At 33.1% G+C, this 15,122-nt stretch carries 12 protein-coding genes; 6 read left to right on the top strand and 6 right to left on the bottom strand.

Annotation, left to right across the window (positions count from 1 at the left end; translation table 11 throughout):
* Positions 1-31: 31 nt before the first annotated feature.
* Positions 32-892, bottom strand: coding sequence for an ATP phosphoribosyltransferase (hisG, locus tag ACKPCA_RS03050; RefSeq protein WP_321281318.1), 861 nt, complete (start codon positions 890-892; stop codon positions 32-34).
* Positions 893-1,700: 808 nt separating this feature from the next.
* Between hisG and ACKPCA_RS03045 the strand changes: the two genes are divergently transcribed.
* The 4 genes from ACKPCA_RS03045 to ACKPCA_RS03030 all read left to right on the top strand — a co-directional run bounded on the left by ACKPCA_RS03045 (position 1,701) and on the right by ACKPCA_RS03030 (position 7,216).
* Entirely contained in the window at positions 1,701-2,048 is a 348-nt protein-coding gene (locus tag ACKPCA_RS03045; protein ID WP_054719203.1) for a P-II family nitrogen regulator, read from the top strand.
* 38 nt (positions 2,049-2,086) lie between these two features.
* Entirely contained in the window at positions 2,087-3,328 is a 1,242-nt protein-coding gene (locus ACKPCA_RS03040; protein WP_321281317.1) for an ammonium transporter, read from the top strand.
* A 196-nt stretch (positions 3,329-3,524) separates the two neighbouring features.
* Positions 3,525-4,106, top strand: coding sequence for a DUF3332 domain-containing protein (locus tag ACKPCA_RS03035; RefSeq protein ID WP_321281316.1), 582 nt, complete (start codon positions 3,525-3,527; stop codon positions 4,104-4,106).
* A gap of 104 nt (positions 4,107-4,210) precedes the next feature.
* Entirely contained in the window at positions 4,211-7,216 is a 3,006-nt protein-coding gene (locus ACKPCA_RS03030) for an ABC transporter substrate-binding protein (RefSeq protein WP_321281315.1), read from the top strand.
* On the opposite strand, the gene ACKPCA_RS03025 is transcribed toward ACKPCA_RS03030, so the two are convergent.
* Genes ACKPCA_RS03025 through ACKPCA_RS03005 form a run of 5 tightly spaced genes read right to left on the bottom strand, consistent with a single transcriptional unit; the run spans position 7,192 to position 13,680 of the window.
* On the bottom strand, positions 7,192-8,658 hold the full coding sequence (locus ACKPCA_RS03025) for a glycosyltransferase family 2 protein (protein WP_321281313.1): 1,467 nt from the start codon (positions 8,656-8,658) through the stop codon (positions 7,192-7,194). The genes ACKPCA_RS03030 and ACKPCA_RS03025 overlap by 25 nt on opposite strands.
* Positions 8,655-9,845, bottom strand: a complete 1,191-nt coding sequence (locus ACKPCA_RS03020; RefSeq protein ID WP_321281312.1) for a HEAT repeat domain-containing protein — start codon at positions 9,843-9,845, stop codon at positions 8,655-8,657. The genes ACKPCA_RS03025 and ACKPCA_RS03020 overlap by 4 nt, the downstream gene beginning before the upstream one ends.
* 10 nt (positions 9,846-9,855) lie before the next feature.
* Positions 9,856-11,169 carry a CotH kinase family protein gene (locus ACKPCA_RS03015; protein ID WP_321281311.1) on the bottom strand — a complete coding sequence of 438 codons (1,314 nt, stop codon included), beginning with the start codon at positions 11,167-11,169 and terminating at the stop codon, positions 9,856-9,858.
* Between the two features lie 6 nt (positions 11,170-11,175).
* Positions 11,176-12,474 (bottom strand): YaiO family outer membrane beta-barrel protein, encoded by a 1,299-nt coding sequence (locus tag ACKPCA_RS03010; RefSeq protein ID WP_321281309.1) that lies wholly within the window; start codon positions 12,472-12,474, stop codon positions 11,176-11,178.
* Positions 12,475-12,507: 33 nt separating this feature from the next.
* Complete coding sequence (locus tag ACKPCA_RS03005; protein ID WP_321281308.1) at positions 12,508-13,680, bottom strand: hypothetical protein; 1,173 nt, start codon at positions 13,678-13,680, stop codon at positions 12,508-12,510.
* Positions 13,681-13,982: 302 nt separating this feature from the next.
* Here ACKPCA_RS03005 and ACKPCA_RS03000 point away from each other — a divergent pair, with 302 nt between their 5' ends.
* Both ACKPCA_RS03000 and ACKPCA_RS02995 read left to right on the top strand, forming a co-directional pair.
* A complete protein-coding gene (locus ACKPCA_RS03000; RefSeq protein WP_321281307.1) occupies positions 13,983-14,327 on the top strand; it encodes a DsrE family protein in 345 nt (114 codons plus the stop codon).
* A gap of 12 nt (positions 14,328-14,339) precedes the next feature.
* Positions 14,340-15,002: a DUF2461 domain-containing protein gene (locus ACKPCA_RS02995; RefSeq protein WP_321281306.1), complete on the top strand. Its 663-nt coding sequence runs from the start codon at positions 14,340-14,342 to the stop codon at positions 15,000-15,002.
* Positions 15,003-15,122: the final 120 nt, after the last annotated feature.

The following is a 15,122-nucleotide window of genomic DNA, read 5'->3' as shown; positions in this document are numbered from 1 at the left end:
CTGTGATTAATAGTCTTTTTCTATTTAAATGTTAGAGTACCATCTTTTCAATTGGGATGATTAAAATACCTTCGGCGCCATTCAATTTTAACTGGTCAATTACTCCCCAAAAGTCATTTTCGTTAATTACAGAGTGTAAAGAACTCCATCCTTCCTGAGCCAATGGCATAATTGTAGGACTTTTCATTCCAGGTAATACTTCGATGATATCATTGACCTTCTCATTTGGAGCATTCAAAAGAATGTATTTATTATTCTTAGCTGCCAAAACAGATTTCAATCGGAACATTAGTCTGTCTAGAATTGCCTGTTTTATGCCAGAAATATTTTTATTGGCAACCAAACAAGCTTCTGATTTTAGAATTTGTTCTACCTCCTGCAGTCCATTTTTAAATAAGGTACTTCCTGAACTTACAAGGTCGCAAATACCATCGGCCAAACCAATATTTGGAGCAATTTCAACCGAACCAGAAATAACGTGTATATCACAATTCAGATTATTCTGATCAAGAAATAGTTGAAGAGAGTTTGGATAAGATGTTGCTATCTTTTTACCATTAAAATACTCCAGGCCATTGTATTCAACATCTTTTGGTAATGCCATTGCCAACCTGCATTTCGAAAAACCAAGCTTCTGTAATATTTCCAGTTCTTTTTGTTTTTCTATTACAACATTTTCACCTACAATAGCAATATCAGCCACCCCATCTTCCACATACTGAGGAATATCTGAATTTCTAAGATACAAAACTTCCAATGGAAAGTTAAAAGCACTGGCTTTTAATTGATCTTTTCCATTATCGATAGAAATTCCACATTCTTTAAGGATTTTAAGAGAATCTTCTTTAAGTCTTCCTGACTTTTGAACTGCAATTTTTAATTTTTCACCCATGATTAAAATTTTGAGACCACCTGATTCTTCACGGGTAAAAAAAATGCCCACCTGAATCAGGCGGGCATTAATAATGTTAGTTAAAATATCTTTTTAGAATAAGGCATAACATCGTCAGCTCACCTGCGGGTAAGTAAAATGATGATGACGATGATGTAATGCAATAAACTTCATTTTTGTTCTTTTTGTACGGAGCAAAGATTAGCATTTATTTTTTTTCAGACAAATCTTTTTTTCAAGAATATTGAAAAGTTAACGATTTAGCCACATAGATTCTATTCAAAATGATATAGCATAGATATCCCTATTCTTAAATTCAACCACCATTATTTTTATAGACCTCCCCCTAAAAAATCAAAAATAATTCAAGATACCCCCTTTTCGAAAACGATATAATTTAAAAAAATGCACTTTTCACAAAAAGAACCCCAAATTTTTATTTGCTGATATGAATTTTTTAATACTTTTACAAAAGCAACCCTAGAAAATATCAGGTGTATTTCTTAAAAAAACCACAATTATTTAATACACCCCCTTTAAAAAAGATGTTGCTTAAGAAAAAAACTATAATTACTAACTATTATTAAAAACCATTATTAACCACATGAAAATGAAAATTCTCAATTCGGAAGATAAAGCTTACCTGCTTTTCTCAAGACAACAAAAACATTCAATTTCTTCAATTTTTCGACAAAAGTCGAATTTACGCTTGGTCTAAACACGAAACCCGAGGTTCCTTAATCCGGGGAACCTTGGTGTTTCAAATTAAAAGACTCATTTAAATTAAAATCCTATAACAGAATATTTTATGAAAAAGATCGAAGCTATTATTCGCAAAACTAAATTTGAAGACGTTAAGAAAGGACTACACAAAATAGGTATAGACTACCTGACATTTTGGGATGTAAGAGGTGTAGGAAAATCGGTAGAAGAGAGAGTATACCGAGGGATTAAGTATGATACAAGCAGTATTGAGAGAACCTTGGTATCTTTTATTGTAAGAGACAAATTTGTAGACAGTTGTATTGTGTGCATCCATGAAAATGCATTTACAGGAGAAATAGGAGATGGAAGAATTTTCATTTACGAGGTTCTTGATGCTTATAGAATCAGAACCGGAGATTCTGGAGATCGCTCCTTATACGATGAAGAATAGGGCTAAGCTTAATTAATCACAAATTTAAATTTATTATGATGGAAGAAACTCTGAGTTTAAACACAATACAATCAACAATTACGGCAACCAGTCATTCATTAGATGTAGTATGGGTGCTACTATCGGCAGCATTAGTAATGTTTATGCAACCAGGTTTTGCCATGGCAGAAGCGGGTTTTACAAGAGCTAAAAACACAGCCAATATCCTTATGAAGAACTTACTGGATTTTGGAGTAGGATCAATTTCATTCTTCTTAATTGGATATGCCTTAATGTTTGGTTCCGATTTAGGAGGATTAATTGGAAGACTTCCCTTTCTGGAAGAAACAAGTCCTCAAATTGACTATTCATTTCTAATGTTTCAGACAGTATTTGCAGCAACAGCAGCCACAATTGTGTCCGGAGCTGTAGCAGAAAGAACAGAATTTAAAACCTATCTATTTTTCAGTATTATCACCACTGCCATAATTTACCCTATTTCAGGCCACTGGGTCTGGGGAGGCGGTTGGTTAAGCAATCTTGGCTTCCACGACTTCGCAGGATCAAGCGTTGTACATTCAGTTGGTGCTTGGATGGGGTTAGTAGGTGCTGCTTTAATCGGACCACGTATAGGTAAATACAATGGAAAAGCAAATGCAATTCCAGGACATAACTTAACTTTTGCCGCTCTCGGAGTATTTATCCTGTGGTTCGGATGGTTTGGATTTAATGCAGGTTCTCAGTTAGCTGCCTCAGGAACAGACAATACGGCTGCTATTTCTCATATCTTTTTAACAACCAACCTATCAGCAGCAGGTGGAACCATTTCAGCTCTAACGGTAAGCTGGTTACGATATAAACGTCCAACCCTTTCGTTAACTTTAAATGGTGCGTTAGCAGGACTAGTTGCCATTACTGCTGGATGTGATACAGTTACACCTCAAGCTGCAATCGTAATTGGTATTTTGGCAGGTATAACTCTTATATTTTCAGTTGAGTTCATCGATAAGAAACTTAAAATTGACGATCCTGTAGGTGCCATAACCGTACACGGCGTGAATGGAGCACTGGGAACTCTTTTAGTAGGAATTTTTGCCACTGATGGAGGCCTATTACATGGTGGCGGGTTTAAACTACTTGGAATTCAAGCCTTGGGAGTAGTAACCATAGCAGCCTGGGCTTTAGGAACCGCTTATATACTCTTCAAAATATTAGACAAATCAATTGGACTTAGAGTTCCAGCAATTGTAGAAGAAGAAGGTTTAGATATTTACGAGCACGGTGAAAAAGCATACCATTAATTACCAAACAAATACTCGTTTCTTAATAAAGATGATGTGAAGTAAGATTCTTCCATCATCTTTTTTTAATAAAAAAAACTTTGTAATTTCATGAGAGGAAAAACAAAATGAATAACAATATTTAATTTTATTTGCCGTTCTTTTGCAAAAAGTAAGGATTTTAAAAATAACATATTAATAAATTAAATTGATGAACATGAAAAAGATTAATATTTTCTTATTAGCTTGTCTATTCTTCACTCTTAGCATTGGACAAACAGGTTGTTACGGCCCCTTTCGTTTGACCAAAAACCTTCATGAATGGAATGGAACTGTAGGAGATAAATTTACAAATGCATTGGTATTTTTTGCATTTGTTGTAATTCCTGTTTACGAGGTTGCTGTTCTAGTTGATGGATTGGTTTTAAATACCATTGAGTTTTGGTCAGGAGATAATCCTATAGCAATGAAAGAAGGTGAAAAAGATGTTCAGATTGTGAAAAAAGATGGTAAAAAATACAGAATCACAGCTACAAAAAATAAATTTCACATCGAACAGCTACAAGGTCCAAACAAAGGCAACTTTGCGGAATTGGTTTACGACCCAACTAGTTCAAGCTGGAGCCTAAAGGATGGTGACAAAGAATTACAAAAATTAGTAAGTTTAAATGAAGAAGCTAATCTAATCGAAATCTACAAGCCAAATGGCGAGATGATTCAGGTTAATCCAAACAATTATGATTTAGCACTAATTAAAGAACAGGTTAATTCCAACTCAATCAATTGGGCAATGAAATAACACTCCTCCCCGACTTTTAAAAGTCGGGGATTTTTCTTTCTCAAAATTTTGCTGCTCCATACTATAAATGTAACTTTATTAACAGCACTTAAAATGCTGTTAACATGAACAAATCTCCAATACCATTCCTCTCGTGTAATCTGATCTTAACTCTTATATTTCTTTTGCTTTTTCTCAATTCTCAAGCAAACGAACCGACAAAAGCACCAAGCCTTGATAAAATCAGATTACAACTAAAATACTATCACCAATTTCAATTCGCAGGATATTATGCTGCACTGCACAAAGGATTTTATAAAAATGAAGGTTTAGATGTAGAACTTTTAGAAGGTGGGACGGTTAACGCAGTAGAAATTGTTTTGCAGGGCGATGCTGAATACGGTGTAGGTGCAAATGATATCCTTATTGAGCGTATTAATAACAAACCAGTTGTACTTCTTGCCTCTATCTTCCAAAGTTCTCCATCTATATTCCTTAGCCTAAAGAAATCAGGGATAAATACAGCTCATGACCTTATCAACAAACGAGTAATGCTTCTGGATGAATATAGAGATCCTGAACTATTAGCTATTTTCTACAAAGAAGGAATTCCTTTGGACAATATACTTAGATTAACCACCACCTACAATGTTAATGATTTAATTACTGGCAAAACAGATGTTTTAAATGCCTACTCGACAAACGAACCTTATTTTTTAAGTGAGCAAGGTATTGATTATACAATCATTTATCCTCAAAACTATGGTATTGACTTTTACGGTGATGGAATATTTACAACTGAAAATGAAGTTAAAAATAACCCGAAACGAGTTGATGCATTTATTAGAGCCACAAAAAAAGGTTGGGCCTATGCATTAAAAAATCAAGATGAAATCATCGATATCATTATTAACACTTACGGAGTAAACAAAAGTAAACAGCACCTTCAATTCGAAGCAAAACAAATTCAAAAGTTGATTTTAAATGATTATGTTGAAATCGGACATATTAATCCAGGCAGACTAGATAATATTGCAAGAATTTGTGCTCAGATGGGTATGATTTCTACCAATTATGATTTAAGTGGTTTTATTTATAAGCGAGAACAATTTAAAACTCCAACATGGTTAAAATGGGCACTAATCATCTCTATTATAACAATATCAATTGCTGTTATCATTCTACTGTATCTATACATTTTTAATAAACAATTAAAAAAAGCTGTTGACCGACAAACGACTAATATTAGGCTGAAAAATGAGGAATTAATTAAATCTGAAAAACGTTTTAGAGAGGTAATTGAAAATTTACCTTCAGGAGCTATTCTTGTGGAAGGAGAAGTTTTATTCACCAATAAAAAAGCCTATGAGATAACCGAATATACCAACGAAGACACTCCCGATATTAATTCTTGGTTTACTGCCATTTACAGAGATCAAAAGGAAATAAATTATAAAATTTATAAGGCCAGCAAATCCCAAAATTTTAAAAATCCAACAATCACATCCATTATAACTAAATCAGGAAAAATAAAACAAGTTGAATTTCACGCCTACCGTTTCGATGGTAAAGAAATTTGGCTTATGAATGATATTAGCCAGAGAATCGAGATCGAGCAAGCCTTAATCGCAAGCGAATACAAACTTAGAACCTACATTGAAGAATCTCCTAATGGCCTCGTAATATTTGATAAAAACACCAAACTCAAGTTTGCAAACCCTGCCTTTCTAAAGCTCTTAGATATTGTAGAATCTGAGGAAATTAATTACTACATAAAAGATTTTTTCTCCTCATGGCAACTTGCAAAAAACGTTGAGATGATGAAACAACTTTTGGAATCAGGAAAAATTCAAGGAGAAGTTATGGTTAAGTCTGTTGAAAATAGGAGTTTTCCAGCATTCATTAGTGCTGTGAAAATTCATGATGATGAATTCCTAGGTTTTCTTATAGATACTTCTCCCTTAAAACAAGCCGAAAACAAACTAAAGGTAGCACTTGAAAAAGCAGAAGAAAGTGATCGATTAAAGTCAGCATTTCTTGCCAATATGAGTCATGAAATCCGTACTCCTATGAATGGAATATTAGGTTTTAGTCAATTATTATTAAAAGAAAATCTATCACAAGCCAAGAAGGAACAGTATATTGATATTTTGCATCAAAATGGGAGCCAACTATTGGAAATCATCAACAACATAATAGACATATCTTATTTAGAAGTCAACCAATTAAGAATAGTCAAAGCTACTTTCTCCATCTCAAAACTCTTTAGCGATCTGGACGCATTATTTAAAATTGAAAAGCCAAAATATCACAAAGAAAATCTAGAAATTTCATTTATAAATAATGTCCCAACAGAATTCGATCAAATCGATTCTGACCTTGGTAAAATTAAACAAGTTTTGATTAATCTAATCAATAATGCTCTGAAGTTTACCAAAGAAGGATTTATTAAAATTAGTTCTACCTTAATTGAATCGAAATTATTTTTTGTTGTCGAAGACTCAGGAATAGGAATACCCAAAGAAAAGCATGATATCATATTTGAACGCTTTGGGCAAATAGAAAATGTATATACTAAACAATTTGGAGGAGTTGGACTTGGCTTGCCAATCTCAAAAGGTATTATTGAACTGATGGGCGGAAGATTAATACTTGACTCTAACCAAAATAAAGGTTCCAAATTTCAATTCTATATTCCAATACAAAAAAAAGAAACCAAACTAAATGAAAACAACAATCAACAAAGTAGGTTTTCCTGGAATGGAAAAAAAATTCTCATTGTTGATGACGTGGACATTAATATTAGCTTTCTGGAGGAATTACTTGATAACACAGGTGCAAATATCACAATATGTAAAAATGGCAAAGAGGCTGTAGATTTATGCAAATCGGGATATCACCCAGACTTAATTTTAATGGATATTCAAATGCCTGAAATGAATGGATTAGATGCTACCAAAGAAATCAGAAAATATCTTAAAAAGACTCCCATTATAGCGCAAACAGCCTATGCAACAGAAAATGATGAGAAACTAGCATTATCGGCAGGTTGTAATGACTTTTTTTCAAAGCCTTTAAATTCAGAAAAATTATTAAATAAAATCGATCACTTCTTATTTGCGAGCAATTGAAGCTTTGATTTTGAACCTTGCTTGTGTTTAAAACCTTTACGTTCCATTTTACCCCAATTTCGATTCCCTCTCGCATATTGAATGTTACCTTTAATAGAGAAAAATAAAGATATTGGGTGTAATATAAATGGTTCCAAAAGAGCTGCAATCCACAATCGGAATACATCTCCTTTCTTTTCGTATCTATGGAAAGTCAATTCTTCGTAAAGAATTGCCCAGGTTGTAAAAAATAAGGCAAATGTGTATACAAAAAGAAAGGTTATCAGAATAAAATTCAAGCTTAGATTGCCTGTAAAGTACAGAATAATTGCATAAATGATACCAAGCACCTCAATCAAAGGAGCCAGCCATTCAAACAAAAACCAGAATGGATATCCCAGCATTCCCATGGCACCATATCTTGGTGAAAAGAAAATTTTTGAATGATCGGTCAAAGTTTCTATTGTACCTCTTGTCCAACGGCTTCTCTGACGTCCAAAAGTAGAAACGTCCGATGGGGCCTCTGTCCAGCACAATGGATCAGGTACATATTCTATTTTGTACTTCTCTCTTTGCTCTGACATATAACGACGGATTCGAACCACCAACTCCATATCTTCTCCAATGGTATGAGCATATCCGCCACTTTGCACCACAACATCCCGATCAAACATTCCCATGGCACCTGAAATAATAATCAAACCATCTAATTTGGCCCAAGCCATTCGTCCCATTAAAAATGATCGTGTATATTCCAAAACCTGCATTCTAGCCAATAAATTCTTTGGCACACAAACCTCTGCTATTCTTCCATTTTCAATTACACACGAATTTGCAATACGAACAACACCTCCAGCTGCAATTACTCTTCTATCTGTTCTTTCCAAGAATGGTTTCACCAACTTTAATACTGCATCTGGTTCCAAAATCGAATCAGCATCAATAGCCATAAATAAGTCTTTATCAGAAACATTAATTGCTACATTTAAAGAATCGGCCTTTCCTCCATTCTCTTTGTCAACAACTATTAAGTTTGAGTAAGTTTCAAGTTGCGATTTGTAAACTCCTCGAACCTCTTTTGTTTCTATTTCATGATTGATTGCAAAATTAACCCGCTCTAACTTGAATGCTTTTTGCAGCTCTTCAAATGTGTCATCCGAACTTCCATCATTTACTACAATTACATCGAAATTATTGTAGTGTATTGTATATATAGACTCTACATTATCGACAATGGTTTTTGCTTCGTTAAAAGCAGGCACCAAAACTGAAACCGACGGAGCAAGAGGTGAATCGAGAATTACACTATAATCAACAAAACTGTTCTTTTTCAGATAGTAATTTAAGGCTATACCCGAAACAATACTTAGTCCTGTATAACTAAATATCAATAAGAATGCATAAGATATAAATACCTTATCCAAGAAATAACTAATAAACCTAATTAACTCATCGTAATTCATATTCTAGGATCTAGTACGTGGTTGATAATCCCTTTTAATTCTTCATCAGCATTTACTGATAAAGCATTTAGCCTGGCAACGCCTGTTTCCCCAATTTTAGCAATTGACTTACAGGCCTCCATCCTAATCTTAAATTCATTGCTTTTCAGTTTATCTTCCAAAAAGTTTATTTCCGATTCCATTTTTAACTGCCCAATGGATCTTAGTATATTCAACTGATTTGGTAATTCTTCCAAATAATATATTTCTTTAAGCTTTGAAATTGCCTCATAACTTTCCAAGTCGATTAAAGTTTTAATCACTTTTCCTTTTACATAGTCATTGTCATGATATATTAACTCCAAAACCTTTGGTGCCGCCTGCTTTTGTTTTAATATTCTAATCATATCCAAGCAGAACATAACCACCGAATCATTCCAATGTTCTAACCACAAATGAAACTCAGGAATTTCAATCCTGTTTTTACGTATCAAATCAAACACATTAATTTGCTCCCAAACTGTAAAAGGTTTCTCCTGAGAATCCAAAAATGCGAAAGGAACAAATGGTAAGAGTTTTATCAATCCCATTTGTGATTCTATCCTCAATACATCATTATTTTTCTGCTGAAAAGAAATAATTTTTTGATTCTCAGACTTTACCCTCATGTGACTCAATTCGCGAATTCCAAAAATCTTTTTGTTCCAGGAAAACTTATCCAGTTTTCGAATTGATTCCTGATTCAGTTTTAAATCCAGATACAAAGCTCTTATCCTATCACTTACAGCCTTATTTTCGGCTTTATCAATTGCCATTAAAACATCAATCATTACATTCCGATGAAATCGACTTGATTTTAGCTTATCTCTATCATTAATATCATGAACCTCTTTATTTCCAATTAGGTAATCGATAATGATCTGAGAATATTTTACGTGAATTTGATTGTACCTTGTCTTTTGATAAGCCAGGTATAATTTTGAAATTAAAATTGTTGGCAGCAATATAATCAACGATACAAAAAAGATCAGTATCATATATACAATCAACCGATTCAATGCATTATAAGGCAAACTCTCAAAAACATAATTGATCACAGCTTGTAATCGACCTATTAGATTACTTAAAAAGTCGAATACAGCAATCAAGAGAGCCAGTGTTGAGCTCACCAGTTCCTGAAAGTCAAATAGAATAATATGTTGATCCAATAATAACACTCTAATTTCTGTTCTTTTCTTTAATATTTAGCTCTCTTTTTACTGCCTGCACTCTCTTCTTTGCAAAAGTCTTTAATCCCGGGATAAATGCACCAGGATCTAACTCATCACCCAAATGTGTTGTTAAATTCTTTTCGAACTCTGAATTGCTATACATTTTCATTGTATCCTGATAAACATGTTTTCTAAGCCTGATGGCAAGCCCATCAATTTCATGTTCTAAATGGTCTATCGTAAGCTTTTCATTCATTAACTCCTTTATGTAGTTTGTATAGAACTCACGGTACTTTTTTATTCCAAAAACAGTTTTCATCAAGCTATTTTCATAGCTGCTATCCATAAAATAAACACTTAAATTTTCCGCCTGATGCATGGTAAACTTTGAACTAAACGCACAAAATGCATAATTGCCATCATGAGGAATCCATTTAAATTGATGATTAAAAGTATTTTTGTACAAATAGTAATTATGAATATTCAACAAATTCAAGGCATCAGTATTCATAAACAAACTAGTGATTGCAAATATTTTTAAGCACTCATATACATCAAAAACCTCATCAAGATGTTTTAAAGATTCCTGATCCAATTTAACACAGCCATAAAGCGTTTTTATAAAATCCATTAATTCCTGATAGTCTTTTCTATCCTTTGATTTTATCTTATACGATCGTTCATAATCCAACTGATTATCGCCTAAATAAAGCAAACTTGCCTTGGGTTCTCCCTTAAAGAATGCACCAGAATTATTCCCAAAATTTCTTTTTACAAAGCCTTTATTGATTTCCTCAACCAGCACATATAAACCAAACAATTCACCATTTACATATACATTTGCATAAGTCGATCTTGGCACAGGCAATCCCTCTGATCTCATAAAATCGAGGTATAATTTTTCTCTCATAAAAGTGGGATCCTTGAAAGCATTATTGAGATTAATGGTTTTTAAACCATTTAACTTTTGCTTTTTAATGTACTTGCCAAAATTTATTTTCAAAGACTTCTTTCTACCTGGATAATAATCATATGACGACTCACCTTTTATTCTTACGCCACAGGCATAAAACTTCTTACCATTTACCTCAACATTCCCTTGTAAATATTTACTTATATTTAAAGAGTCGCGTATTTCTTTATGATTTACCAATGAATCCCATGCAGAACATTGTAAAAAATTAATTCTTATCTCATGAATTTTCTCGCTGTCAAATATTTCACTTCCAGCCATACTCTTATCATCATCCTGATTATTTGAACCAAACAAATCAGAACTCACAATAAAAAAACACAACAATAGGAGTACAGACTTCATCATTTGCATTTACAATTGATATGACAATTTAACTGAGACAGCAAGAATTCGACGTTTCTCATTTACCAAATATTCTTCTCTTTCATAACCAGCGCGTAACAAATAGGTTAACCTTTTATCAATTAACTGATCTTGATATGCGAATCGAATTTTCCAACTATCATATTTATATGTATCAAAATTTGATACATTTCCTCTTGCATCATCCGGAGAGGTTCCTGTTCCCAACTCCAATCCGATATATTGTTTTGCATCTCGCAAATATCTTCTGGTGATAAATAATACTGACCTTGATACATCACTATTCTTGGGAGTAAAATACCCTCGTAATGAGAACCAATAATTTCTGTAGTACTTTCCAAGCGAGCCTGTGTAGATGTATACATTTTTATGACTGGAACTGCCTTTGAATCTCAAAAAACGCATGCCCGCAGATACTTCAAACTTTGCAGGTAATTTCTGATAAAACTCGGCACCTGCTCTATGTTCTGGGAATAAATTATCCGGAGAGTATCCATAATTCAAGTACATATAATTGCTCGCTGAAATACGTGGATAGGCATCAATTTCAAACTGTTTCGAAATTTCCTTTGACCACAATGCTTCTCCCTCTTTCACCAAATCGCCAATATTTACTTTTCCTATCAAACTTCCCCATGAATTTCTTCTTGAAACTTGAAATGAACTCACATGCCATCTTCGAACATATGGCTCCTCGAAATGTTCGAAATCATGTTGAATGATTAATGAGTATTTTCTTGTTGCTGATTTATAAGCTTTAAAAAGTTTGATCCCTTCAGCATTTCCAGGGTTAATTTCTAACAGCTCATTTATGGTTTGTAAAGATTTAGCATCCAAGCCCTTTTCTTGTTGAATCTTTATTTTCTTAATTAAGAAATCTTCCTCCCTTGGATAAAAAGACTGCCCGTATTCACAGTAAAACAATGCCTTTGACAGATCTCCAGACCACTTCTCCAAATCAATTAATGCAGATATTGCATCTTTATTATCGTAATCTTTATCTAAAACATCCTGCAATTCTTTTCTTGCCTCATCATATCTTTTATCCCATGCAAAAGTTCTTCCTATTAAAATCCTAGCATCATGAAAATTTGGCTTGCCTTTAAGTATCCTATAACAAAGTTTTCGAGCCTCTTCTCGATTGCCATTAAATGCAAGTCCTTGCGCTTCCTTAAATTCATCAGAAAAACCCTTTGTCTTAAGCGTATCAATTTCCTGAGCGTTCAAATTCATTGAACACAACAATGCAAAAGAAATTACTAATGAGAGAGATAAAAGTTTAATCATATTTAATTTATTCAGTTATTTTCTTTCAGAATTTTAATCCAAATATTTCGTTTTGCGTTCCTGTTTTGCGCTAATACTATCCATTACCGTCAACATAAATGGTCGATAATAATTCCAAAAAAACATTTTTCTATCTTTAATCTGATCAGGACTATAAAAAGCACTACTAATGTTTTCAATTCCACGAAAATAAGAAGAGTATATCCCCATATTATTATCTGAGAAATCGCAGGCAAAATAAAGGAATTTGTAATCCTTATCATGTTCAATAATGGCAGGAAACTTATTGGGTACATTCAAAGAATCCAACAGTCGTTTCCCCTTTTCATTCACATCAATCTCAAAATTTGCCAGTACATGGTTTCGTGTATCTGCTTCATTGATATCGAACCAAAACGGATAGTAAACTTCCTCTGGCACATTATACTCCAATTGAGTACTTAATGAAGATTTTAGAATTGGTAATCCTTCATTCAGGTGTACATCCTGTTCCAAAATAATAATCTGTTCCCTGTTATTTACCAAAACAATTCCTCCTTTTCGGAACTGATATTCTGAATTGTAATTTTTACGGTATAATTCTGGAAGCCATTGAGGAATTTCCGGATTAATTAATGTATCCAAAGAGTGATAATATTTACCAATCCACCCACTCCAATTTACACCTAAAAGCTGTTCGGTTTGCTTTCGAATTATCGGGGATGTTGGAGAAGCAAAGAAATTAAATTCAGCTATTATGGTTTTACCCTTTCTTTTTAATTCCCGAAGCAGATTAAATTCTTCAGCCTGCAGCCCACCGTAAAAAAGTGAGATCGTATCTTTTCCATAATCTGGATGATCTTTCCAATTGGAATTGTAAATACCGTAAGTATCTGCGAAAAATACAACATCCAATGAATCGGCTAAATGTGCACTACTTCCCTTGCCGAATACTTTTAAATCCTTTATTACGTACTGGCCATTTTCACCTGGATGAAAGCCTAGAAAATCTTTAGAATAGTCATACTCTTCTCCGGTAGGTTTAACCCATTTACTTTGGTTAGCCACCCAGAAAAAAGACAAATGCTCCGAGAAATTCTTCTCTGGAGTTGTTTTATCAATTACAAGTAAATTTATGGGTCTCTTTTTTTCCAATTTCCATGCAAGCCATGAAATTACTGGAATAATTAAAATGAGAAAAACCAATACCCGAACTAACTTCCACATTCAATTTTTATATTAAAATTACTTATTATTCACTTTTTTAACGGAAAGTCTCATAAATAAGTTATACTTTTTTGATAAGTATTTTTATTTAATCCATATAATGCCTATTTTCCTATTTAATTAATCAGCAAATTTTTAAAGAATACTTTTTTTTATTTGAACAGTTTTTTTTGATTTATTAAATAAATTTAATCATCCATGAATAAGGTTTTATTAGTTTTCGTCTTACTAGTTTTTTCAGTGCAAATTCAATAGTAAATTGTAGTGCAAAAAATAATCTTTCTCAATCCTCAAACATTAAAATGAATCAAGACAATAAACTAGCAATTGTTTGGACAAGCGCTGATAAAGAAGTCGCTGAAAAAATGGTTTTCATGTATGCATATAATGCAGCAAAATTTGAATGGTGGGACGAAATAAATTTTATAATTTGGGGACCATCTTCAAAACTTCTTAGTGAAGACAAGGATTTACAGGATTACATTAAGAAAATGAAAGAAGCAGGAATAAATGTATATGCTTGCAAAGCTTGTGCTGATATGTATAAAGTTTCTGACAAACTCTCGAAAATTGGTATAGAGGTAAAATACATGGGAAAACCTTTAACTCAATACCTACAAAAAGATTATAAAGTAATTACATTCTAAATCGTATTAAAAATGCTTAACAGGTCGGTATTTGATTTTCTATTGGAACTTAGAGAGAATAACAACAGAGAATGGTTTCATGCCAACAAAAAACTGTATGAAACCGCAAAAAAGGATTTTCAACTTTTTGTTGAATTAAGCATAGAACAAATCAAAACTTTTGATCCTAGTGTTTCTGGTTTAAACGCAAAAGACTGTTTGTTTAGAATATTCAGAGATGTTCGCTTTTCGGAGGACAAAAAGCCTTACAAAACCAATTTTGGAGCTTTCCTGGCTAAAAATGGCAGAAAAAGTCGATATGGAGGCTATTATATACACATCGAACCTGAGCAATGTTTCCTGGGAGGAGGATGCTATATGCCAGCCTCAAATGTTTTAAAAGCCATACGAAATGAAATTTTTCATCATCCTGAAGAATTTAAGGGAATCATTGAGAATGTAGAGTTTAAAAAACACTTTCCAGAATTGTACGGAGAAAAACTAAAAACAGCTCCAAGAGGATTTCCAAAAGACTTTGAACATATAGATTTACTTAATTACAAGCACTATGCTGTTTCTAAGATGATTGATGATCAAACGGTCAATTCAGATCAATTTGTAAAAGAAATTGATAATGCCTTTAAAGCATTGTATCCGCTAAACAGATTCTTAAACGAAATAGTTCAAGATTTATAAAACAAAAGCCAGGAAATGCCGTTTTAACAAATAGAACGGCATTTTTTCGAATTAACAAAGAATAACATCTTTTAATAGAAAACATTTTTTTGTTTGCCAATTCATAACTTATTTAGCTAC

It is taken from the genome of Marinifilum fragile (assembly GCF_963677365.1).
Lineage (GTDB): Bacteria > Bacteroidota > Bacteroidia > Bacteroidales > Marinifilaceae > Marinifilum > Marinifilum fragile.
Note: the sequence above shows the minus strand (reverse complement) of the source record. Positions and strands in the feature narration are given on the sequence as shown.